Source organism: Achromobacter sp. SIMBA_011, from assembly GCF_046535435.1.
GTDB lineage: Bacteria > Pseudomonadota > Gammaproteobacteria > Burkholderiales > Burkholderiaceae_B > Achromobacter > Achromobacter dolens.
The window spans coordinates 65,804-89,603 of record NZ_JAWRWN010000009.1 but is presented as its reverse complement, the minus strand read 5'-3'; the positions used below and the strand labels follow the sequence as shown (position 1 = coordinate 89,603).

The following is a 23,800-nucleotide window of genomic DNA, read 5'->3' as shown; positions in this document are numbered from 1 at the left end:
CGGTGTCAGTCCGAAGCAACGAATCAAGCAGCAACAAAAGCCTGGAAAATCGACTCGTCGTTGGGCATGCAGATTTTTACCATTGCTTGCGAACCCGGATCAGATGCCGGCGACGGCACGCGCCGCGCCAGCGAAGGATGGGTCAGGACAAAGCCGCAACCGCCCCACCAGGCGGCCAGCCCGGCCGCCTGCAACTGGTCGCGCACCGAGTCCGCGCCCTCGCCGCTGGTGATGAGCCAGGTGGCCGGCACGCCCTGCGCGGCCCAGCTCCGCAGGCGCGCAAGCTCGAACTCGTCCCATTGTGCCGGCAGGCGCCGGTAGGCCGCGTGACGTGTCACGGAGACGCCATGTGACTGCAATTGTTCGCTGAGCCAGTCCCGGCCCTGCGTGCCGCGCACCACCAACACCCGCGACGGCAGCCGTGGCAGGCCGCAAAGGACCTCCCAGAGCGCCTCGGAATCGTGGCTGGCGGCCTGGTCGCCGGGATGCAGGACTGTTGTATTCGCGCCAAAACCCGGCAGCCCCGCCAGCCCTGCGGCGCTGGCCGGTCCGACCGTGGCGACGGCCACGTCCACGGGCCAGGGCGCCGGACCATCCGCTCGGGCCAGTTGATCCAGGTATTGCCGGGCGGCATTGCCGCTGACGAACACCACCATGTCGTAGTCCGCCGGCCGCGGCAGGTCCGTGGCGGCGACGGACAGGGGGTGGATATCGAGCGCGGGCAGGATGCAGGGCGTCCAGCCCGCGGCGCGCAAGCGGTCGGCCAGGGCCTCGTTGCGACCGGCGGGCCGTGTCAGCACGGCCACGCGCGGCGCTTGGGCGGCGGCCCTGTCCATCAGTCCTCGGGGGATGCGTCTTGCAACAGCTCGTCGAGAATGGCCTGGGCGCCGGCATCGAACAACTCGGCGGCGACCGCCTCGCCGATCGCCTGCGCCTGGCCCACCGGACCGCTGCGCTCGGCGCGCAGGGTGCGCGTGCCGTCGGGCGACGCCACCAGCGCGCGCAGCGTCAGGCTGCCGCCGTGGATTTCGGCATAGGCCGCCAGCGGCACCTGACAGGAGCCGCCCAGCCGGCGCGACACCGCGCGTTCGGCCAGCGAGATCGCGGTCGCGGTGGCATCGTTCAGCGGCGCCAGCCAGGCACGCATATCGTCGCGATCGTCGCGGATCTCGATGGTCAGGGCGCCCTGCCCGGCCGCCGGCAGGCAATCCGAGGGATCGAGCAGGCAACGGATGCGATCCGTCAGGCCCAGCCGGTTCAGGCCGGCGGCGGCCAGCACGATGGCATCGTATTCGCCGCGGTCGAGCTTGCCCAGACGGGTATCGAGGTTGCCGCGCAGCGGCTTGACCGCCAGGTGCGGATAACGCGCGCGGATCTGCGATTCGCGGCGCAGGCTGGAGGTGCCGACGACGGCGCCGGCCGGCAGGTCGGCCAGCGTGTCGTAGCGATTGGAGACGAAGGCATCGCGCGGATCGGCGCGATCGAGCACGGCGCACAGTTCGAACGGCGCCTGCAGATCGACCGGCATGTCCTTCAGACAATGCACGGCCAGATCGGCGCGCCCGTCGAGCAGGGCGTTTTCGAGTTCCTTGACGAAGAGCCCCTTGCCGCCCACCTTGGAGAGGGTGCGGTCGAGGATCTGGTCGCCTCGGGTCGTCAGGGTGAGCAGTTCAACCGCGCACGCCGGGTACAGCGTGCGCAGTCGATCGCGCACATGCTCGGCTTGCCACAGGGCAAGCCGGCTGGCGCGGGTCGCGATGACCAAGCGTTGCGGCAGAGACACGAGGCGTCATCGAACGAAGTGGGAGACGATGACCGTCGCCACGACGCCCAGGATGGCCAGCACGAACAGGCCCTGCAGGAGGCTCAGGCCTGATTCGGATTGCTGGGGATCGGCGGATCTACGCAGACTCATGTACGGATTCCTTGGAGGCAGTTTTGCGGCTTGCCAGCCACCGTCCAAGGACAACAACGAGCAAGGCGCCGAAGATTTCTACGCCGATTTTAACCGCAGTGGGCTGGACGCCGAATTGACCTTCGACAAACACGTCCGTGACCAGCATGCCGCCCGCGATCCAGCCGAGCAGCGCCGCGCCGAAAGTCACCACCAGCGGATAGCGGTCGATCAGCTTCAGGACCAGCGTGCTGCCCCAGATGATGATGGGCACGCTCACGACCAGGCCGAAAATAACCAGACCGATCTGATGATCAGCGTGAGCATTCTGGGCCGCGCCGGCGATGGCGATGACGTTGTCCAGGCTCATCACGAAGTCGGCGATGATGATGGTCTTGATGGCGGCGATGATGGATGTGCCGCCCTTCACGTTGCCATGGGCGTCATCCTCGGGCACCAGCAGCTTGACGCCGATCCAGACCAGCAACAGGCCGCCCACCACCTTCAGGAACGGGATCGACAGCAGGGTCAGCGCAAAGGCGATCAGGACCACGCGCAGCAGGATGGCGCCGGCGGTGCCCCACAGGATGCCCTGCATGCGCTGCTTGGGCTCCAGGTTGCGGCACGCCAGCGCGATCACCACCGCGTTGTCGCCGCCGAGCAGGATGTCGATGAGGATGATCTGGAATACCGCTGCCCAACTCAGCGTCTGGAAAAACTCAAGCAATTTGAACCCCCGAAGGCATTTATCAAAATAAAGGCCGGCCCCGTGCCGGCCGGCCCGCCGCCGTGGCGGCGGGCTTGGAACAACGTATTATTGTAGTTCAGCTTTCAGTCAGCTTTCTGGCGCATCAGCAAAACTTTGCCGATCGCCAGTACCAGCACCGCGCCCAACGCTCCGGTCATGAGGGCGAAGCTGTGCTGGGTCACGCCCAATGCCGCATCGATGCGCGCCACCGGCTCCTGCAGGGCGGGATCACCCACCAGCAATTCGCCGGCGATGAAGCCCAACAACGCCGCGCCCACCCAGACGATGAGCGGGAAGCGTTCGATGACCTTGAGCAGCAGCGTGCTGCCGAAAATCACAAGCGGAATACTGATCGCCAGGCCCAGCACCAGCAGCGTGGTGTCGCCCATCGCCGCGGCGGCCACGGCCACCACATTGTCCAGGCTCATGACCAGGTCGGCGATCATGATAGTGCGGATTGCGGTCAGCAGATTGCCATGGGTCTTGCCGTCCCCCTCTTCCTCGCCTTCCGGCAGCAACAGGGTCACGCCGATGTACACCAGCAGCAGTGCGCCGATGAGCTTGAGCCACGGCAGCATCAGCAGCTTGGCGGCCACCAGCGTCAGCACGATACGCATGATGATCGCGGCGGCCGAGCCGATCACGATCGCTTTCTTTTGCTGCGCCGGCGGCAGCGAGCGCGCGGCCAGCGCAATCACCACGGCGTTATCGCCCGACAGCAGAATGTTGACCCAAATGATCTGGAGCAACGCTAACCAGAATGCCGCTGAACTGAGTTCCATACCTCTCTTTCCTAGGACGTGATCCCCCTAGGACAAACCAAATGAATGGGTGGAAAAGACAAAAAGACGTACTGACCGTCTTGGTGCGAGCCCGACGGCATTCTTGCTGGGTACGTGCAGAATTTCTTTCATTATAGTTTCGTTCAGCTTTCCGTATGTTTCGCCGGCCGCATCATGGACACGGGATTTCCCTAGGCTGGAACGAAAAAAAGGCCCGCCGAGGCGGGCCTTCTTCATGCGCACAACCTTACAGCACCGACTTGAGCAGCTTGCCCATTTCGGAGGGGTTGCGCGTGGTGCGGATGCCGCAGGCTTCCATGACTTCCAGCTTGGCGTCGGCCGTGTCGGCGCCGCCGGAGATCAGCGCGCCGGCGTGGCCCATGCGCTTTCCGGGAGGGGCGGTGACACCGGCGATGAAGCCGACGACCGGCTTCTTCATGTTGTCCTTGGCCCACTGGGCGGCGTTGACTTCGTCCGGACCGCCGATCTCGCCGATCATGATGACGGCGTCGGTGTCGGGATCGTCATTGAACATCTTCAGGACGTCGACGTGCTTGAGGCCGTTGATGGGGTCGCCACCGATGCCGACGGCGCTGGATTGACCCAGGCCCAGCTCGGTGACTTGCGCCACGGCTTCGTACGTCAGGGTGCCCGAGCGGCTGACGATGCCGATGCGGCCCTTGCGGTGGATGTGACCGGGCATGATGCCGATCTTGATTTCGTCCGGGGTGATCAGGCCGGGGCAGTTCGGGCCCAGCAGCAGCGTCTTGCTGCCCTTGGCCTTCATGCGGTTCTTGACTTCCAGCATGTCGCGGACCGGGATGCCTTCGGTGATGCAGATCACCAGATCCAGCTCGGCCTCGACGGCTTCCCAGATGGCGGCGGCGGCGCCGGCGGGCGGCACGTAGATGACCGACACGGTGGCGCCGGTGTCGGCCTTGGCGTCCTTGACCGACGCGAAGATCGGCACGCCTTCGAAGTCCTCACCGGCCTTCTTGGGGTTCACGCCGGCCACGAAGGCGGCTTTGCCATTGGCGTACTCGCGGCACATGCGAGTGTGGAACTGACCGGTCTTGCCCGTGATGCCCTGGGTGATGACCTTGGTGTCCTTGTTGATCAGAATCGACATTTGTGAATCCTTGGATTTTTTCTCTTTACTTGACGGCGGCGACGACGCGGGTGGCGGCTTCGGCCATCGTGTCGGCGCTGATGATCGGCAGGCCCGACTCGGCCAGCATCTTCTTGCCGAGTTCTTCGTTGGTGCCCTTCATGCGCACGACCAGCGGCACGTTCAGGTTGACGGCCTTGCAAGCGGCGATCACGCCTTCGGCGATGACGTCGCAGCGCATGATGCCGCCGAAGATGTTGACCAGGATGGCCTTCACGCTCTTGTTCTTGAGCATGATCTTGAAGGCTTCCGTGACCTTCTCGGCCGTGGCGCCGCCGCCGACGTCCAGGAAGTTGGCCGGCTCGCCGCCGAACAGCTTGATGGTGTCCATGGTGGCCATGGCCAGGCCGGCGCCGTTCACCAGGCAGCCGATGTTGCCGTCGAGCTGGATGTAGGCCAGGTCGAACTTCGAGGCTTCGATTTCAGCCGGATCTTCTTCGTCCAGGTCGCGGTAGGCGACGATTTCCGGGTGACGGAACAGGGCGTTGGAGTCGAAGTTGAACTTGGCGTCCAGGGCGATGATGTTGCCCTTGCTGTCGCGGTTCAGGGGGTTGATTTCGACCAGCGAGGCGTCGGTGTCCATGTAGCACTTGTAGAGCTTCTGGAACACGTCCACGGCCTGGGCGGTCGAGTCGGCGGGCAGGCCGATCGCGTTGGCGATCTTGGTGGCTTGCTCGGCCGACAGGCCGGTCAGCGGATCGATGTATTCGGTGACGATCTTCTCGGGGGTGGAGTGGGCCACTTCCTCGATGTCCATGCCGCCTTCGCTGGAGGCGATGAAGGCGACCTTCTGGGTGGCGCGGTCGGTGACCAGCGACACGTAGTATTCCTTCTGGATGTCGGCGCCGTCTTCGATGTACAGGCGGCGGACCTTCTGGCCTTCCGGGCCGGTCTGGTGCGTGACCAGTTGCATGCCCAGGATTTCGGAGGCGAGCTTGCGCACGTCGTCCAGCGAGCGCGCCAGCTTCACGCCGCCGCCCTTGCCGCGGCCGCCCGCGTGGATCTGTGCCTTGACGACCCAGACCGGTCCACCCAGCTTTTCAGCGGCAGCCACGGCCTCGTCGACGGAAAGAGCGGGAATCCCGCGCGGCACCGGGATGCCAAATTGCTTCAGCAGTTCCTTGCCTTGATACTCGTGGATTTTCATGTGTTACCTGTCAGGACGTATGAGAAAGAGAAGGTGAATCGGAGGTCGAATCGGCCGATGCCTCAGCGCTACCCCCGGTGTACCACTTGGGATAGTGCTCAGCCACCACCGGGCCGTCGGTGCTCAGGGCATGACAGCCGTCCAGTTGGAACGGACGCCGGTTCGGGTTGCTTTCCTGCCGCCGGCGATTGGCCATGGTCTGCACCGCCGCGGTGGGAAGCACCTGCGACAGCTCGGTCATGTGCGTACAGCCCTCGACATGGCCGAAGCGTTCCTTGACCTGACGGCGGAACCCCTTGAGCAGGTTCATGCCGACCAGGTCAGCGTAGGCGGATTCGATGGCCATGCAGTGCTCGCCATAGGGAGCGGCATCATAGACGGCCCGCGCGGCCACGATGGTGAAATCGCCATCGATGGTGATGCGCAGGTGCATATGGTGGATGGGTTGCCCCGCCTTGAACATCTCGCCGTCGCGCTTGGGAAAATCGTACGCCTTGACGTCGATGAGCTCGGCTTCCAGGTCCCAGTTGCCGTCATCGCGCGCATACGACTGCACGCGTATGGAACGCGTGTGCAGCGGCTGGCGAGGACAATCCGGCGGTGGCAAGGGCATGCTTGGGGCCTGCGGGGCGAAGACGGCCGGCGCATGGTGCGCGGCAACAAAACCTTCAAAGTATAGCGCAGCCCGCCCTGCCCCGACGGTCAAAATGCGCGGCGCGAACGCCCGTCGCCCGGGCAGATCGCGCCGCGCCGCCTCAGCGTTGTGTCCACGGCGTGGCCGGACTGCCCATCCAGGCCTGCCCCGCCGGGATGCTTTCGCCCTTGAGCACCAGGGTCAGCGGGCCCAGGCGGGCCCCGTCCTCGACCCGGGTGTCATACAGGATGGTGCTGCGCGGGCCGACATTGACGCCGTTACCGATACGGACCTGCCCGATCTTCATGACGCGGTCCTCGAACAGGTGCGTCTGCGGCCCCGACCAGGCATGCAGCACGGCATCGTCCCCAATTGATACACAGTCGTATTCGGTGATGTCGGTGGTGTCCATGAACACCCGCCTGCCGATCCGCGCGCCCATGCAGCGCAGGGCCAGCGGCAGCCAGGGCGTGGCGCGCAGGAAATTGAAGAAGTTCGGCACCGCGATCGACTCATACAGGCTGGTCACGGCCTCGCTCTTCCACACGAACGGCGTCCACATTGGTTCGGCGTGCGGTCGGTAGCGGCCGATCAGCAGCCATTTGAGCGCCACCAGAAACAGGAAGGTGCCGACGCCATACAGCACGCCGGCCAGCATCAGTTCGTCGAACGCCGCCACGAAACCGTCGCGCGCCGCGATCGGGATGACCTTCATGACCGTCAGGTAGCCCACCGCGATCACCACGGCCAGCGGCAGAATCATGCGCATCAGCTCGACCGCGCCGCGCGCCACCTTGCGGCCCAGGCTGGGGCGGAAGGTCAGGTGCTCGGGAAAGCCGGCCGCCTGCTCCCGCGCCGGCAGCGCCAGCGGCGGATTGCCGAGCCAGGTCTGGCCGCTGGCCATGCGGGCATTGGCAGGCGCCCGGCTCTGCACGCCGATCAACACGTCGTCGGGCAGCACCGAGCCGTCCGGCACGTAGGCGCCGTTGCCCACGAAGCTGCGATTGCCGATGACGGTGGGTCGCATGGTCATCCAGCCCCGGTCGACCTCCTCGTCGCCCAGCATCACGCCATCGGCAATGAAGCTGTCGCGGCCCAGCGTCAGCATGTCCGGCACGATGCCCATCGCGGTCGAGATTTCGGTGCCGCGCCCCACCTTCGCGCCCAGCAGCCGATACCAGGTGCCGGCATAGATCGAGGCGTACAGGCCGTGCAGCACGCTCAGGCTGGACTCCTGGATCTGGTTGGTGAGCCAGCGCCGCAGATAGATCTGGCCATAGACCGGCCAGCGCCCGCCGCTCAAGCGCGGCAGCAACGCCCAGCGCAGCATGGCCGAGACCAGCACGGTCAGCAGCAGCAGCAAGGCGCTGGCCGGCAAGGCCAGCAGCAGATAGGCCAGGAACGCATTCGGCCACCAGACGCGCGAGCCCATCAGGTCGAGCCAGCGCGCGTCGATCCAGTCGATCAGCACGAAGCTGGGAAACACGGGCATGAAGAACAGCGCGGCGATCAGCGTGCCGCCGGCGGCGTAGGCCAGCATGTCGAGCCGCGCCCAGCGCCCCTCGCGCACCGGCCGCGGCGGCAGCTCGGGGGCGCGCGCCAGCGGGTCGTGCCGCGCCGGCGCGCCGCTCCAGATCTGGCCGGCGGGGATGCGCGCGCCGGCCGCCAGGGACGACAGCCCTTCGAGCCGGCCGTCGGCCTCGATCGTGACGCCGCCCTGCACCACCGCATACGAGCCCACGTAGGCGTTCTCGCCCAGCGTGATCGGCGCCACCTCCCAGTGCGCGCCGTGGACCTCGAAATTCTCCAGGTTCACCGCCGCGCCGACGCTGACGCCGTCGGCCACCGTCAGCAGGTCGGGCGCCCGCACCGAAATGCGGCTGATGGCGGTATCGCGGCCGATGCGCGCGCCCAGCGCCCGCAGGTACCAGGCCTGCAGCGGCGAGCCCGCCAACAGGTGCGCCGGCGGAATGTCGAGGATGCGGTCGACCAGCCACCAGCGGTAGAAGGTCCAGCCATAGAGCGGATAGCGGCCCACCTTGAGCCGGCCCAGGATGCCCCACTTGCAGACCACCGCCACGCCGAAGCTGAGCAGGTTGCAGGCCAGGTAGCTGGCGATCGACAACGCCACCGCGCGCCAGACCGAGTCGCCCTCGTCGCCGGTGAAGTAGTGATACGTGAAGAACGGCGTCAGCCAGATCAGCATGCGCACGCCGATCAGGAGCGGCAGCACCGCCAACTGCGCCAGGCCGCAGGCCCAACGCCGCCATTCCGGCGCGCGCTCGATCGGCGTCGGCTGGAGCGGCGCCGCCGCGGCCGCCGATTCGGCCGCCAGCGTGTCGAGCCGCGCCGCCAGCGCGCCCAGCACGGAATGCTGGTAGAGCTCATGCATGGTCAGAGCGGAAAACTGCGGATGCTTGCGCAGCGACGACACCAGCCGCGCGGCCAGCAGCGAATGGCCGCCCAGGTCGCGGAAGAAATCGCTGGCCAGCCGCAGCGGCTGGCCGGGAAACAACGGCCGCAGGGCTTCGAACAAGGCGTGCTCGGCGGGCGAGACCGGCGTGTCGTCTTCGCCGCTGGGCTCGGAGGCGGTGGCCAGCTCGCGTGCCTTCAGCGCCTTGCGGTCGATCTTGCCCGAGGTCAGGCGCGGCACCTCGGCCACCAACTCGAAGCGGGCCGGAATCATGTAGGCGGGCAGCTCCGCGGCCAGCGCGGCGCGCAGCGCGTGCGGATCGAGCCGCGCGTCACCCTCGGGGGTCAGGAACGCCACCAGTTGGTCGATGCCCGCCAGGTCGCGCAGCACCACGGCGGCCGCGCCAATGCCGGCCTGCCGGTACAGCGCGGCCTCGATCTCGCCCAGTTCGACACGAAAGCCGCGCACCTTGACCTGGTCGTCGCTGCGGCCCAGGCACTGGATCTGGCCGTTTTCGTCGATGCGCGCCAAGTCGCCGCTGCGGTACATGCGGGTGTCGTGGTCGCCGCTCGGACGCGGATTGGCCAGGAACTTCTCGGCCGTCAGTTCGGGCCGCCCCAGATAGCCGCCGGCCACGCCAGGGCCGGTGATACAGAGCTCGCCGGTCTGGCCCTGCGGCAGCACGGCGCCGTCCTCGCCGCGGATCAGCATGCCGTAGTTGGGCAGCGGGGTGCCAATGGTCACGGGCTGGCCCGGCAGCAGCTCGGCCAGGCTGGCCGATACGGTGGTCTCGGTCGGGCCATAGGTATTGAACAGCCGGCGACCCGGCGTGGCCCAGCGCTGCACCAGGAATTCCGGGCACATCTCGCCACCCAGGTTGACGATGCGCAGGCCAGGCACGTCGCGCGCGAACAGCGCCAGCAGCGTCGGCACCGCATGCAGCACCGTCACGCCCTCGCGCACCAGCGCATCGGGCAATGCCTCGGGATCCGTGGTCAGCATCTTGGGCGCCACCCAGAGCGTGGCGCCGACCAGGTAGCTGATCCAGATTTCCTCGAACGACATGTCGAAGGCCACCGAAAACCCTTGGTACACCTTGTCGCCGTGGCGCACGCCCAGCACTTCGTTTTCGCTGCGCAGGAAATGGCAGATGCTGGCCTGGCTGATGGGCACGCCCTTGGGCTTGCCAGTCGAACCCGAGGTGTAGATCACGTAGGCCGGGTGCTCCGGCAGCAGGCCGTCGCGCCGGCGCAGCGGCGCATCGACCGCCACCGACAGCTCCCAGGTGGTCCAGGTGATCATGCCGTCCAGGCGCACGTCGCCGCCCGCAACCAGGCCGCGCGCGCCCGCATCCTGCAGGCAAACCAGCATGCGGTCGGGCGGCGTGTCGGATTCGAACGGCAGCCAGGCCGCGCCCGCCTTGGCGATGGCGGCCTGCATCACGAGCAGGTCGTCGCCGCGCGGCAGGCACAGGCCGACGATGTCGCCCGGCCGCACGCCGGCCTCGATCAGGTGGTGCGCGGCCAGGTCGGCGCGCCGCCCGAGCGCTTCGTAGGTGAGAGTCTGATCCAGCCAATGAATGGCCGCGGCGGCGGGATACCGCAGGATCGTGGCTTCCAGAATATCGGGCAGCGTCTCCGCGGCAAGCAGATCCGGCCGATAGGGGCCTTGGAGAATCATAGGTACGGCGACAATCCAGCAGAAGGGATGTTTTGCCTATTGACCCACAAGGCGCCAATTCGTTCAAGCGCCAATGAAAAAAACCCCTGTGGTGTGCATCCCGCGCACAACACAGGGGTTCCGGGCTGCCGGACCCGGGAGACAGGCCCGAGCGTGGCGGCTCAGGCGGCGTCGCGCAGCGCGCGAGCGGCTTGCACCATGCCGCTCAGCGCGGCTTCGGTTTCAGGCCAGGCGCGCGTCTTCAGGCCGCAGTCCGGATTGACCCACAGCCGCTCCTTCGGCAGGCGGGCGGCGGCCTTCTGCATCAGGCCGACCATCCAGTCCACTTCGGGCACGTTGGGCGAATGGATGTCGTAAACGCCCGGGCCGATATCGTTGGGGTAGCGGAAGTCCTCGAACGCCTTGAGCAATTCCATGTTGGAGCGCGACGTCTCGATCGTGATCACGTCCGCGTCCATGGCGGCGATCGATTCGATGATGTCGTTGAACTCCGAATAGCACATGTGCGTGTGGATCTGCGTCTCGTCGCGCACGCCGGCGGTCGACAGACGGAAGCAGTCCACCGCCCAGTCCAGGTACGCCTGCCAGTCGGCGCGGCGCAACGGCAGGCCTTCGCGGATCGCCGGCTCGTCGATCTGGATGACGCTGATGCCGGCGGCCTCCAGGTCCACCACCTCGTCGCGCAGCGCCAGCGCCAGTTGGCGGCAGGTCTGTTCGCGCGGCTGGTCGTCGCGCACGAACGACCACTGCAGAATGGTGACCGGCCCGGTCAGCATGCCCTTGACCGGCTTGTCGGTCAGCGACTGGGCGTACGAGGACCAGCCGACGGTCATGGGCGCGGGCCGGGCCACGTCGCCGAAGATGATCGGCGGCTTGACGCAGCGCGAGCCGTAGCTCTGCACCCAGCCATTCTTGGTGAAGGCGAAGCCGGCCAGCAGCTCGCCGAAGTATTCCACCATGTCGTTGCGCTCGGGTTCGCCGTGCACCAGCACGTCCAGGCCGACCTTCTCCTGGAAGCGGATCACTTCCTCGATTTCCTTGCGGATGGCGGTCTCGTAGGCCGCGTCGGTCAGCGCGCCCGACTTCCAGTCGCGGCGCAGCGCACGGATCTCGGCGGTCTGCGGGAACGAACCGATGGTGGTGGTCGGATAGGCCGGCAGGCCCAGTTCCTCCTGCTGACGGGCGATGCGGCCGGCGAATGGCGCGCGGTCACGCGACACGCTGGCCGACTCGGCCATGCGCTGCGCCACCGAGGGATTGTGGATGCGGCTCGACGAGCGACGCGCGGCCAGGGCGGCGCGCTGCCTGGCCAGGCCTTCCTGCACGCCGGCATCAGCCGCGCCGTCCAACGCGCGACCCAGCAGGCTCAGTTCTTCAAGCTTCTGCGCCGCGAACGACAGCCAGCTCTTGAGTTCGGCGTCCAGCTCGGTTTCGTTGGCCAGATCCACCGGCACGTGCAGCAGCGAGCACGACGGCGCCAGCCACAGGCGCTCGCCCAGTTGCTGCCTGACCGGCGTCAGCGTGGCGAGGGCGGCGTCCAGGTCGGTGCGCCAGATGTTGCGGCCGTTGATGACGCCGGCGGACAGCACTTTGTCCGAGCCCAGGCCGGCCAGCACGTCGGCCAGTTGTTCGGGAGCGCGCACCAGATCCACGTGCACGCCGGCCACCGGTAGCGCCAGCGCCGTGCTCAGATTGTCCTTGAGGCCGTCGAAGTAAGTGGCGATCAGCAGCTTGACCGGGCTGGTCGACAGCGTGGCGTACACCTGCTTGAAGGCGTCGCGCCAAGCCTGCGGCAGGTCCAGCACCAGGATCGGCTCGTCGATCTGCACCCACTCCACGCCCAGCTTGGCCACGCGCGCCAGCACCTCTTCGTACACGGGCACCAGGTGGGCCAGCAGTTGCAGCTTGGCCGTATCGGCCGCGCCCTCGTCGAAAGCGTCGCCCTTGCCGAGGAACAGCCAGGTCAGCGGCCCCGGGATCACCGGCTTGACGGCGTGGCCCAATGCCTGCGCTTCCCCGATCTGCTCGAACAGCGATTCACGGGCGATGCGAAAGCTCTGGCCCGGCACCAGCTCCGGCACGATGTAGTGGTAGTTGGTGTCGAACCACTTGGTCATTTCGCAGGCGGCGGCGGGCTTGCCCGACGGGGCGCGCCCGCGTCCCATGCGGAACAGCGTATCCAGCGAGACCGGCTCGCTGTCTTTCTGGCCGAAGCGCGCGGGCACGGCGCCCAGCAGTGTGGTCCATTCCAGGATCTGGTCGTACCAGGCGAAATCGCCGACGGGCACGAACTTGACGCCAGCGTCGGCCTGTACCTTCCAGTGCCGGGCGCGCAGCTCGCGGCCCGTCTGCTCCAGCGCTTCGCCGGTCTGCTTGCCCGCCCAGTAGGCTTCGACAGCGCGCTTCAGTTCCCGCTGGGCACCAATGCGGGGGAACCCCAAATTATGAATCGTAGTCATGGCAATCCCGTCGTCAGACAAAATTTGTTCAAGTGCCAGCCATTCTGACGCCAAAGCAAAATGAATCAAAATCAATGTCTACATTTATAAGATGAAAAAACCTCATATAATGTGAGCACACTCCCTCCGGGGCTGGCAGTCCCGGCCGCGGATCGCCACGCCCTTCACACCCTCATCCTCGCCGTTGCCGCCCCATGCTGGAAATCCGCCATCTCGAAACGCTGACCGCCATCCGTGAAGGCGGCAGCCTGCAGGAAGCCGCCGACCGCCTGCACCTGACCCAGTCCGCCCTGTCACACCAACTGCGCGATCTGGAGACCCGCCTGGGCACGCCGCTGCTGAACCGCCGCACCCGCCCCGCCCGCCTGACCACCGCAGGCCTGCGCGTGCTGGCGCTGGCCGACGAAGTGCTGCCGCGCATCCGCGCCACCGAGCGCGAATTGCAGCGGCTGGCAGCCGGCCGCACCGGCCGCCTGCACCTGGCCATCGACTGCCATTCCTGCTTTCAGTGGTTGATGCCGGCGCTGGACGCGTTCCGCGCGCAATGGCCGGACGTGGCGCTGGATCTGTCGGCGGCGTTCTCGTTCGCCCCCCTGCCCGCGCTGGTGCGCGGCGATCTGGACCTGGTCATCACGTCCGATCCCCAGCAACTGGACGCCGTCGAATACCTGCCGCTGTTCAAATACGAGCTCGTGCTGGCCGTGTCCGAATCGAATCCGCTGGCCGGCAGCAAGTTCGTCATGCCGGACCAGTTGGCCGACCAGACGCTCATCACCTATCCGGTGGACAGGCAGCGCCTGGACATTTTCACGGCATTCCTGGATCCCGCCGATGTCGAACCCGCCGCGATCCGCAAGGCCGAACTCACGCCCATCATCGCGCAACTGGTGGCCAGCAATCGCGGCGTCGCGGCCCTGCCCAACTGGGCCCTGACCGAATACATGAACCAGGGTTGGCTGCGCCTGTGCCGCCTCGGCCCGCAGGGTGTGTGGCGAACGCTGTACGCGACGGTGCGCAGCGAAGATACCGACGCTTCGTACATCGACGAATTCCTGACGCTGACGCGCGACGTTTGTTTCAAAACGCTCAGCGGCATCAAGTCGGCAAAATAAGCGCGGCAGAAAAACAGGCGCGGCGGCCGGCGCATGCCGGCGCGCGCCGCGCCAAGCACGCGGCCGACTCAGTCGTCGTCGCCCGCCCCCAGGATGCGACGGATGACGTCATGCGCAAAGCCGCGACTGGCCAGGAAGCGGGCCTGCTTGGCATAGGCGGCGCGGTCCTCGGGCCTGGCGCCGAAGCGTTTCTGCCAGACCTCGAGCGCGCGCTCGTATTCGGTGGCGCGCAATTGCTCGCGCAGCTCGGACACCTGGACATCATCCACGCCGTGCTGGCGCAATTCCTGCACGATGCGGGCCGCCCCCTGGCGCGAGGCGCGGCGATGCACCAGGCTTTGCGCAAACCGCTCGGTCGACAGCCAGCCCTCCTTTTCCAGCGCGTCCAGCACGCGCTCGACCTCATCGGGGTCTTCGGCATGGGGCGCGAGTTTTCGCGCCAGCTCATCGCGGGCATGCTCGCGCCGCGACAGATAACCCACCGCGCGCATTTTCAGCGAGGGCCCCTTGGGGGGCGTGCGGGGCTTGTCTTCGGATGTCCGCGCGCCCTCGTCCGTGCCATCGCCGTCACCGTCCTTGCCACGCCGGCCGCGTCCGCTGGCCGCGCGCCGTTCGGAGCTGCGCTGCCACTGCGACGCCTGGGCGCTCGCGCCCTCTGGATCCTGGCCCGACGCCGCGGCGGATTCGGCCGCCCGCCGCAGGTCGGACGTGCGGCGCAGCCCCTCGGGCTTGGCCACGGTCTCGAATTCATCGTCCAGCCTGGCGCGCAGGCGATCAGCGGACGTGACGGGCGGTTTCCAGCTCATGCGCTTCCTCTATGTGCCAGCGGCAGGCCTCCCGGGACGGGAGCCTGCCGCTGGCGGCCGGACTGGCGAGCCCGGCGCTATCCGATGACGCGACGACGCGATTACTCGTCGCTGTCGTCTTCAGCGGTGGGCACGAATTCCGCGGCGCGGCTGACGATGCCCTGGTTCTCACGGACCCGGTTCTCGATCTCGATGGCCAGTTCCTTGTGTTCCTTCAGGTATTCACGGACATTGTCCTTGCCCTGGCCGATGCGGTTGCCGTTGTAGCTGTACCACGCACCCGACTTGTCCACCACGTTGGCGGCCACGCCCAGGTCAATGATTTCGCCTTCGCGCGAGATGCCGGCGCCGTACATGATGTCGAACTCGGCCTGCTTGAACGGAGGCGCAACCTTGTTTTTGACGACCTTGACGCGGGTTTCGTTGCCGACGACCTCGTCGCCCTTCTTGATCGAGCCGATGCGGCGGATGTCCAGGCGCACCGAGGCGTAGAACTTGAGCGCGTTGCCGCCGGTGGTGGTTTCGGGGTTGCCGAACATCACGCCGATCTTCATGCGGATCTGGTTGATGAAGATGACCATGCAGTTGGTCTTCTTGATGGTGGCGGTCAGCTTGCGCAGCGCCTGGCTCATCAGGCGAGCCTGCAGGCCGGGCAGCGAATCGCCCATTTCGCCTTCGATTTCGGCCTTGGGCACCAGCGCCGCAACCGAGTCGACCACGATCAGGTCGACGGAGCCCGAGCGCACCAGCGCGTCGGTGATTTCCAGCGCCTGCTCGCCCGTGTCCGGCTGCGAGATCAGCAGGTCGGCCAGGTTGACGCCCAGCTTCGAGGCGTACTGCACGTCCAGCGCGTGTTCGGCGTCGACGAAGGCGCACGTGCCGCCCAGCTTCTGCATTTCGGCCACGACCTGCAGGGTCAGGGTGGTCTTGCCCGAGGATTCCGGACCGTAGATTTCCACCACGCGGCCGCGCGGCAGGCCGCCGACGCCCAGCGCGATGTCCAGGCCCAGCGAGCCGGTCGACACCACCTGGATGTCATGCGAGACCTCGTTGTCGCCGTAGCGCATGATCGAGCCCTTGCCGAACTGCTTTTCGATCTGCGAGAGCGCGGCGGCCAGCGCCTTGGCTTTTTCCGAAGCGGCGGCCTTGGTGGTTTTGTCGTCCATGTAGTGTCCTGTCAGGTCTGGGTCTGTAACGTATCGGGGCGCGGCACGGGGTGTCGGTCAGCGCGCGGGTTTTCGCAAGGGGTGATCGGGCCGTTGCCTGACAGTTGTTGCCAGAAAACTGGCAGTGCAAACTGTGGCGCTCAAGCGTGATCGGTAAAGCGATAGCGCAGATTATGGCATCGGATTGTACTGTACAAAAAACCAGTGTGCCACAGTTTTCCACGTATTCCCTGAGTGGGCAAGCCCGGTGCCGTATGACAGAATCGAGGAAAAAACTGGCGCTATGTCCCCATTGCGCTCCCGGCACGCCGCCCCGGCATCCCACCGAGGGCGGCACGCGTGCGCCGCTCACCCGGCGCCCTTCTTCTTTTCGACTGCCCATGCGCATCCTGATCGCGGAAGACGACAGCATCCTGGCCGACGGCCTGTCACGCTCGTTGCGCCACAACGGTTACGCGGTCGACGCCGTCCGCGACGGCCTGGCGGCCGATTCGGCGCTGGCGGCCCAGGCCTTCGACCTGCTGATCCTCGACCTGGGCCTGCCGCAACTGGCCGGCCTGGAGGTCCTGCGCCGGCTGCGCGCCCGCAATTCCGCCCTGCCCGTGCTGATCCTGACCGCCGCTGACAGTATCGAGCAACGCGTCAAGGGGCTGGACCTGGGCGCCGACGACTACATGGCCAAGCCCTTCGCCCTGTCCGAGCTGGAAGCCCGCGTGCGCGCCCTGACCCGCCGCGGCGCGGGCGGCGGCGCCACGCTGCTCAAGCATGGCCGGCTGGTGTTCGACCAGACCGGGCGCGTGGCCATGGTCGACGACCAGACGCTGGACCTGTCCGCGCGCGAGGTCAGCCTGCTGGAAATCCTGCTGACCCGCAGCGGGCGCATGGTCAGCAAGACCCAACTGGTGGACCACCTGTGCGAATGGGGCGAGGAAGTCAGCACCAATGCCATCGAGGTCTACGTGCACCGCCTGCGCAAGAAACTCGAGCCCAGCGGCGTGAAGATCGTGACGGTGCGCGGCCTGGGCTATTGCCTCGAACGGGACCAGGGTGCGGCCTACCTCGCAAGCTGAATCGCCACAGCCGGAAGCGCTCAACCAGGAAGCGCTGGATGTGATGCAGGCCGGGGCCCGCGGTCCCAGCTTCGCGCCGCCGCAACGCTCGCTCCTGGGCGAGATCCTCGACTGGATGCTGGCGCCCCTGTTCCTGCTGTGGCCGATGAGCGTCGCCATCACCTACGTGGTGGCGCAGAACATCGCCAACGTGCCCTACGACCGCGCGCTGGCCAACAACCTGCACGTACTGACGCGCCAGGTGCACGCCCAGGATGGCCGCGCGGTGCTGCGGATGACCGACCCGGCGCGCGATGTGCTGCGCGCCGACGAGACCGACAGCGTGTTCTGGCTGGCGCTCGGCAGCCGCGGTGAATACCTGGGCGGCGACCGCGCCCTGCCCCTGCCCGCTTCCGTCGGCCAGCCGCGCCCCGGCGAGGTCCAGTACGAGGACGACACCCTGCGCGGCTTCGGCGTGCGCCTGGCCTTCACCTGGGTCGATCTGAACCTGCCCAATACCCAGCCGGCGCTCTTGATCGTGGCCGAGACGGTCGAAAAGCGCACCCAACTGGCCAACGACATCATCAAGGGCGTGATCATTCCGCAGTTCGTGGTGCTGCCGATCGCGGTGCTGCTGGTATGGTTCGGGCTGTCGCGCGGCGTGGCGCCACTCAATGCACTGCAGCAGCGGCTGCGGGCGCGCCGGCCGGATGACCTGTCGCCGATCGACGAACGCGCCGCCCCCTCCGAGATCGCCCCGCTGGTCGCGGCCATGAACGACCTGCTCGACAGGCTGTCGGACAACGTCCAGGCGCAGCGCCGCTTCGTCGCCGATGCCGCGCACCAGTTGAAAACCCCGCTGGCGGGCCTGCGCACCCAGGCCGAGCTGGCCCTGCGCGATGCCAGTCCCGAGGAGATGCAGGCCAGCCTGCGCCAGTTGGTGACCGGCTCCGAGCGCGCCACCCGCCTGGTGAACCAGTTGCTGCTGCTGGCGCGGGCCGAAAACCCCAGCGCCATCGGACTGGCCGCCACCGACCTGAACGCCATCGCCTACGAACAGGCGATGCACTGGGTGCCGCAGGCGCTGTCGCTCGGCACCGACCTGGGCTTCGAAGGCTCGGAAACCCCGGTCGAGATCAACGGCAACCCGCTGCTGCTGGCGGAACTGCTCAACAACCTGGTGGACAACGCGCTGCGCTATACGCCGCGCGGCGGCCACATCACGGTGCGCGTGCAGGCGCAAGGCGACCAGGGCGTGCTGGAGGTCGAGGATTCCGGCCCCGGCATCGCCCCGGAAGAGCGCGAGCGCGTGTTCGACCGCTTTTACCGCGTGCTGGGCACGCTGTCGGACGGTAGCGGACTGGGTCTGGCCATCGTCCGGGAGATCGCGCAGAAGCACCAGGCCACCGTCGTGGTCACCGACCACCCGACGCCGCACTCGAACCTGCCGGGCACGCGCATCCGGGTCGTCTTCCCGCTCTACGTCGAACCCGTCGACGACCTCGGCGACTGAGGCCGGCCGACCCCGCCTGCCCCCCCCCCCCGACGGGCGCCTCGCGCCGGCCCAGGCGTTTCCCGCCCGGCGTGGTCGCGCGCCGCGCTGGCCGCCACGCAAGTTCCCCGCTCCGTCCCTAGGACTATCCCTAGCCCTCCCAGGGAATTTTACTTTTTGTTTCAAATTTAAGATTCAGGTAAGGGTTCCGTCAGAACCTCGTCAGCCTCGCGCCCCAACCTTGCGATAGCTCGATGTCGGCCCCGCCGGCGGAGGGTCAAGCACGGCGGAAAACCGCCGGCCAGAAAAATCGAGGAGACATCATGAGCACAACTACCATGGCAGGTCGCGGCCCATCCGCGGATCCGCGCCCGATGACCAAGGATGAACGCCGTGTCATCTTTGCCTCGTCGCTGGGCACGGTGTTCGAGTGGTACGACTTTTATCTGTACGGTTCGCTGGCCGCGATCATCGCCCAGCACTTCTTCTCCGGCGTGAACCCGACCGCGGGCTTCATCTTCGCGCTGCTGGCCTTCGCCGCCGGCTTCGCGGTGCGTCCGTTCGGCGCGCTGGTGTTCGGCCGACTGGGCGACCTGGTCGGACGTAAATACACCTTCCTGGTCACCATCGTGCTGATGGGCCTGTCCACCTTCCTGGTGGGCGTGCTGCCCAGCTATGCCAGCATCGGCATCGCCGCGCCCGCCATCCTGATCATTCTGCGCCTGCTGCAAGGCCTGGCGCTGGGCGGTGAATACGGTGGCGCCGCGACCTACGTCGCGGAACACGCGCCGCATGGCCGCCGCGGCTTCTACACCTCCTGGATCCAGACCACCGCGACGCTGGGCCTGTTCCTGTCGCTGCTGGTGATCCTGGGCATCCGCTCGTTCATGGGCGAGGACGACTTCAAGGCCTGGGGCTGGCGCATTCCGTTCCTGATCTCGGTCGTGCTGCTGGGCATCTCGGTGTGGATCCGCCTGCAGTTGAACGAATCGCCGACCTTCAAGCGCATGAAGGAAGAAGGCAAGGGTTCGAAGGCGCCGATCGCCGAATCGTTCGGCCAGTGGAAGAACCTGAAGGTGGTACTGCTGGCGCTGCTGGGCCTGACCGCCGGCCAGGCCGTGGTCTGGTACACGGGCCAGTTCTACGCGCTGTTCTTCCTGACGCAGACGCTCAAGGTGGACGCCAACACCGCCAACATCATGATCGCCATCGCGCTGCTGATCGGCACGCCTTTCTTCGTGATCTTCGGCGCGCTGTCGGACAAGATCGGCCGCAAGCCCATCATCATGGCGGGCTGCCTGATCGCCGCCGCGACCTACTTCCCGATCTTCCAGGGCATCACGCACTTCGCCAACCCCGCGCTGGAGAAGGCGCAGGCCACCGCCCCGGTCACCGTCATCGCCGATCCGACCACCTGCTCGTTCCAGTTCAACCCGGTGGGCACCGCCTCGTTCACCAGTTCGTGCGACGTGGTCAAGTCGTTCATGGCGCGCAATTCGGTGAACTACAAGAACGAAGCGGCTCCGGCCGGCTCGGTCGCCAAGGTCAAGATCGGCAGCGACGAGTTCGCCTCGTTCGACGGCAAGGGCATGGCGCCGGCCGACTTCAAGGCCAAGGCCGCCGAACTCGACAAGGCCCTGACCGCCGCCATCCGCAGCCACGGCTACCCCGCCAAGGCGGACCCGGCGCAAAGCAACAACGTCATGGTCGTCGTGCTGCTGACCATCCTGGTGATCTACGTGACCATGGTCTACGGCCCGATCGCGGCAATGCTGGTGGAAATGTTCCCGACCCGCATCCGCTACACCTCGATGAGCCTGCCCTATCACATCGGCAACGGCTGGTTCGGCGGCTTCCTGCCCCCGGTCGCCTTCGCCGTGGTGGCCGCCACCGGCAACATCTACGACGGCCTGTGGTACCCGATCATCATTGCGGTGATGACCCTGGTCATCGGCACGCTCTTCGTGCGCGAAACCAAGGACAACGACATCAACGCCTAACGACCATCCCCCGCCGGGCGGGACTGCTGCGCCTGCCCGGCCTTTCAAAAGCTCCCCTGGGAGCTTTTTTTTTGCGCTCGCGCCGGCTGGAAGACCTGATACGGTCTGACGTCTGCTCGATTCAGGACCCTGTCAGACCCTCGCCGTTAGACTGGCGCTTCAGATTACGGCCTTGCGCCTCTTCGCCCGGCGATTGATCCCCCTGCCAGGCGATTGCAGGGCCAGTGTTCTGACACCGATACCGCGTTCCCCGCGAGCCTTTTATGACGCGGTATTGTGTGCTCCCGTACCGGCCCGGCCTCTATTGAGCCGGGCCGCTTTTTTTGTCCGGACGCGTTCCGTTCGCGCAAGAAAAAGGCGGCCTCGCTTCGGCCGCCCGGGCACTGCGCGGGGCCGCGCCTCAGCGGCGCATGCCCACCCCGATGACCAGCACGCCGGCCACGATCGCAGCAATCCCTGCCCACATCGGAATCGGCACGGACTTCTCGGTCTCGGCCGTGGCCTTGACCGAACCGACCTGCAGCACGGTTTCCTCGGACTTGTAGCTGAAGCCCTTATACGCCAGGGCGGCGATGCCCAACACGATCAGGATGGCGCCGACAATCTTCATGCTTCTTCTCCTATTGCACAGGGGTGACGCGGACATTACCGCAAGGCTGCCCCCCTGTCAGTGACAGAACGTGTCGCCTGCCCCCATCGTATTGCACCGCTGCGGCAAAGCGGCCCGCGTCGTATAGAATCAACCCTTTTGGCCGACGCTCATGTGGTTCAAGAATCTCAAGATTTACCGTCTCTCCTCGCCGTGGACGCTGACCGGCGAGCAGCTTGAAGAAACGCTTGCGCGGCATGCCTACCAAGCCGGCAACAACCTCGAAATGCAAAGCCTGGGCTGGGTTCCGCCGCGCGAAAACGGCGGGCTGGCGCACGTCGTCGGCGGGCAGATCCTGCTGAACCTGCGCGCCGAGAAGAAGCTGCTGCCCAGCACCGTGGTCAACCAGGTCGCCAAGGCGCGCGCCCAGGAGATCGAAGAACAGCAAGGCTACAAGCCGGGCCGCAAGCAGATGAAGGAAATCAAGGAGCGCGTCACCGACGAGCTGCTGCCGCGCGCCTTCAGCGTGTACCGCGACACCCGCGTGTGGATCGACCCGCAGAATCACTGGCTGGTGATCGACGCCGCCGCCTCGGCCAAGGCCGACGAAGTCATCGGCCTCTTGGCCAAGTGCGTGGATCCGTTCCCGCTCGAAAACCTGTACGTGGCCCAATCGCCCGCCTCGGCCATGACCGGCTGGCTGGCCGAGGACGAGGCGCCGAGCAACTTCAGCATCGACCAGGACACCGAACTGCGTTCGTCCGGCGAAAGCGGCGCGGCCATCCGCTACGTCAAGCACTCCATCGACGCCGACGACGTGCGCAGGCACATCCAGTCGGGCAAGCAATGCACCCGCCTGGCCATGACCTGGGCCGACCGCATTTCGTTCGTGCTGACCGAAGGCCTGGACGTCAAGCGCGTCGCGCCGCTGGACGTGCTCAAGGAAGGCAACGACACCGTCGCCACCAATGACGACGAAAAATTCGACTCCGACATGATGCTGATGACGGGCGAGCTGGCCAAGATGCTGGCCGAGCTGGTCGACGCGCTGGGCGGCGAAAAGAAGATCTGAGCCCCGCGCTCCGGCTTCACCGCGACAGGCCGCTCCTGGGGAAGCGGCCTTTTTCATGGCGCGGCGGGACGGCGGCTGGCAAGCCGCGCAACCGCCGTCAGGCAGCGACGCTGCGATCGCGGCCCGACTGCTTGGCCTGGTAGAGCGCCTTGTCGGCGCGGTCGATCAGATAGGCGTAGTCCGGATGCCCATCGAAGGCCGCCACGCCGATGCTGGCGGTGATGCGCAAGGCGCCCACTTCCGGAATCATGAAGGCGTGCCGGCGGATCTCGGCGCCCAGTTTCTCGGCCACCAGCAGGGCCGCGTCGCGCGCCGTATCCACCAGCACCACCAGGAATTCCTCGCCGCCGTATCGAAACACGAAGTCACTCGAACGACAGGATTGATGCACCACCTCGGCGAACTGGCGCAGCACCTGGTCGCCGCCCGCGTGGCCATGCTGGTCGTTGACCGCCTTGAAGTGGTCGATATCCAGCAGCAGCACCGAGAACGTCGAGCGCTCGCGCGTGGCGATCAGGATCTCGCGGCCGATCACCGACGGCAGGAAGCGGCGGTTGAGCACGTTGGTGAGCGGATCGCTGCCGCTTTCGATCTCGGCCACCATGTCGAACAGGCCGTTGAGCAGGTGCTTGATGCGCGCCACCAGTTCCTGCAATTCGCGCACCTGGTCCGGCAGCGACGCCGGGCCGCATTGCAGCAGGCCGGGCAGCACCACGTCGTCCAGCCGCTCCACCGCCTCGGTAATCTGCCGCAGCGCCGGCGCGCTCTCGAACAGCACGCCACCCTTGTGCTGCAGCCACAGGCCGAACTCGGAGGCCGCCAGGCGCGGCAACACCTGCTCCGGCGCGCGATAGTGCAGGCCGATCAGCACCGCCTGGCTCCATTCGAGCAGGGCGGCGCGCTGGCGCTCGCGCTCGGTGGAAATGTTCTGTCCCAACGCGAACAGCCGATAGGCCTCGTCATTGCGGGCGCCGCGGTTAATGTCGCGCATGAAGGCGCGGCTCATCTGCTCGATCGCCAGGTCGAAAAGATTGCAGACGTACTGCGTCGCGACCGAGGCCGCCACGCCGTCCAGGTCGCTGGCGCGCAGGCGCATTGCGATTTCGTTTTTCAGGATGCGGGCGCCGGCCATCACCAGGTGGATCGGGATGTGCACGCGCGCATGCACCTCTCCCACCTTCTTCTGTACCGCCATCAGCGCCGCGATGTCGCCCTGCTCGCGTACGCACAGCAGGCCCTTGAGCCAGCCCTTCATGCCCTTGTGCAGGCGGGTGGCGACAATTTCGTGCGACAGGCGCGGGCCGGCCTCGACATCGGCCAGCAGGGTGGAATAAAAGGCGTCGACCAGCTCGTCGGCGCTGTCGGACACTACCGCCGCGACCTGGCCGCGGGTATAGGCATCGACCGACGAATAGACCGCCTGCCAGGCCTGGGCATTGGACGCGCTCAGGTAGCACGCCTGCCCGGCGGGATCAGGAGAAGACGGGACTGTGCGACTGCTCGAAGACATAAGACCATCCGACCGAAGATTCCATGGCGTGTCTCGGAGCGACACGCGACAGGAAAAACCAGCGCGGATTATGCTTGAA

19 protein-coding genes are annotated in these 23,800 nt (G+C 66.6%); 5 read left to right on the top strand and 14 right to left on the bottom strand.

Features of this window, described 5'->3' with window-relative positions:
• Positions 1–23: 23 nt before the first annotated feature.
• From SB816_RS24680 to metE, 10 genes are all read right to left on the bottom strand, one after another.
• Positions 24–836, bottom strand: a complete 813-nt coding sequence (locus SB816_RS24680) for a uroporphyrinogen-III synthase (RefSeq protein ID WP_410547666.1) — start codon at positions 834–836, stop codon at positions 24–26.
• Positions 836–1,783 (bottom strand): hydroxymethylbilane synthase, encoded by a 948-nt coding sequence (gene hemC / locus SB816_RS24675; protein ID WP_054501363.1) that lies wholly within the window; start codon positions 1,781–1,783, stop codon positions 836–838. Before hemC ends, SB816_RS24680 begins: the two co-directional genes overlap by 1 nt.
• A 6-nt stretch (positions 1,784–1,789) precedes the next feature.
• Positions 1,790–1,915, bottom strand: a complete 126-nt coding sequence (locus tag SB816_RS24670; protein WP_258955702.1) for a hypothetical protein — start codon at positions 1,913–1,915, stop codon at positions 1,790–1,792.
• Positions 1,902–2,621, bottom strand: coding sequence for a TerC family protein (locus SB816_RS24665; protein ID WP_049072474.1), 720 nt, complete (start codon positions 2,619–2,621; stop codon positions 1,902–1,904). The genes SB816_RS24670 and SB816_RS24665 overlap by 14 nt, the downstream gene beginning before the upstream one ends.
• Positions 2,622–2,725: 104 nt before the next feature.
• On the bottom strand, positions 2,726–3,424 hold the full coding sequence (locus SB816_RS24660) for a TerC family protein (RefSeq protein WP_054501364.1): 699 nt from the start codon (positions 3,422–3,424) through the stop codon (positions 2,726–2,728).
• 247 nt (positions 3,425–3,671) lie between these two features.
• Entirely contained in the window at positions 3,672–4,553 is an 882-nt protein-coding gene (sucD, locus tag SB816_RS24655) for a succinate--CoA ligase subunit alpha (RefSeq protein ID WP_006388410.1), read from the bottom strand.
• Positions 4,554–4,578: 25 nt separating this feature from the next.
• On the bottom strand, positions 4,579–5,739 hold the full coding sequence (gene sucC, locus SB816_RS24650; protein ID WP_006388409.1) for an ADP-forming succinate--CoA ligase subunit beta: 1,161 nt from the start codon (positions 5,737–5,739) through the stop codon (positions 4,579–4,581).
• 10 nt (positions 5,740–5,749) lie between these two features.
• Positions 5,750–6,352 (bottom strand): DUF2889 domain-containing protein, encoded by a 603-nt coding sequence (locus tag SB816_RS24645; RefSeq protein WP_049072472.1) that lies wholly within the window; start codon positions 6,350–6,352, stop codon positions 5,750–5,752.
• A 142-nt stretch (positions 6,353–6,494) separates the two neighbouring features.
• On the bottom strand, positions 6,495–10,466 hold the full coding sequence (locus SB816_RS24640) for a Pls/PosA family non-ribosomal peptide synthetase (RefSeq protein WP_410547665.1): 3,972 nt from the start codon (positions 10,464–10,466) through the stop codon (positions 6,495–6,497).
• Positions 10,467–10,627: 161 nt separating this feature from the next.
• Positions 10,628–12,925, bottom strand: a complete 2,298-nt coding sequence (metE, locus tag SB816_RS24635) for a 5-methyltetrahydropteroyltriglutamate--homocysteine S-methyltransferase (RefSeq protein ID WP_410547664.1) — start codon at positions 12,923–12,925, stop codon at positions 10,628–10,630.
• Between the two features lie 194 nt (positions 12,926–13,119).
• Between metE and SB816_RS24630 the strand changes: the two genes are divergently transcribed.
• Positions 13,120–14,037 carry a LysR family transcriptional regulator gene (locus tag SB816_RS24630; RefSeq protein WP_054501368.1) on the top strand — a complete coding sequence of 306 codons (918 nt, stop codon included), beginning with the start codon at positions 13,120–13,122 and terminating at the stop codon, positions 14,035–14,037.
• Positions 14,038–14,105: 68 nt separating this feature from the next.
• Here SB816_RS24630 and recX read toward each other — a convergent pair whose 3' ends face one another.
• Positions 14,106–14,843, bottom strand: coding sequence for a recombination regulator RecX (gene recX / locus SB816_RS24625; RefSeq protein WP_410547663.1), 738 nt, complete (start codon positions 14,841–14,843; stop codon positions 14,106–14,108).
• A gap of 101 nt (positions 14,844–14,944) precedes the next feature.
• Positions 14,945–16,009, bottom strand: a complete 1,065-nt coding sequence (gene recA / locus SB816_RS24620; protein WP_054417614.1) for a recombinase RecA — start codon at positions 16,007–16,009, stop codon at positions 14,945–14,947.
• 380 nt (positions 16,010–16,389) lie between these two features.
• Here recA and SB816_RS24615 point away from each other — a divergent pair, with 380 nt between their 5' ends.
• The 3 genes from SB816_RS24615 (at position 16,390) to SB816_RS24605 (ending at position 20,550) form a co-directional block, all read left to right on the top strand.
• Positions 16,390–17,079 carry a response regulator transcription factor gene (locus SB816_RS24615; RefSeq protein WP_006393745.1) on the top strand — a complete coding sequence of 230 codons (690 nt, stop codon included), beginning with the start codon at positions 16,390–16,392 and terminating at the stop codon, positions 17,077–17,079.
• A 115-nt stretch (positions 17,080–17,194) separates the two neighbouring features.
• Positions 17,195–18,571 carry a sensor histidine kinase gene (locus SB816_RS24610; RefSeq protein ID WP_116791107.1) on the top strand — a complete coding sequence of 459 codons (1,377 nt, stop codon included), beginning with the start codon at positions 17,195–17,197 and terminating at the stop codon, positions 18,569–18,571.
• Positions 18,572–18,888: 317 nt separating this feature from the next.
• Positions 18,889–20,550, top strand: a complete 1,662-nt coding sequence (locus tag SB816_RS24605) for an MFS transporter (protein WP_054501371.1) — start codon at positions 18,889–18,891, stop codon at positions 20,548–20,550.
• A gap of 400 nt (positions 20,551–20,950) precedes the next feature.
• Here the strand turns inward: SB816_RS24605 and SB816_RS24600 are convergent, their stop codons facing one another.
• Entirely contained in the window at positions 20,951–21,160 is a 210-nt protein-coding gene (locus tag SB816_RS24600) for a hypothetical protein (protein WP_006388393.1), read from the bottom strand.
• Positions 21,161–21,311: 151 nt separating this feature from the next.
• Here SB816_RS24600 and SB816_RS24595 point away from each other — a divergent pair, with 151 nt between their 5' ends.
• Positions 21,312–22,211: a recombination-associated protein RdgC gene (locus SB816_RS24595; protein ID WP_006393742.1), complete on the top strand. Its 900-nt coding sequence runs from the start codon at positions 21,312–21,314 to the stop codon at positions 22,209–22,211.
• Positions 22,212–22,308: 97 nt separating this feature from the next.
• Here SB816_RS24595 and SB816_RS24590 read toward each other — a convergent pair whose 3' ends face one another.
• Positions 22,309–23,721 carry a diguanylate cyclase gene (locus tag SB816_RS24590; RefSeq protein ID WP_064526874.1) on the bottom strand — a complete coding sequence of 471 codons (1,413 nt, stop codon included), beginning with the start codon at positions 23,719–23,721 and terminating at the stop codon, positions 22,309–22,311.
• Positions 23,722–23,800 lie beyond the last annotated feature (79 nt).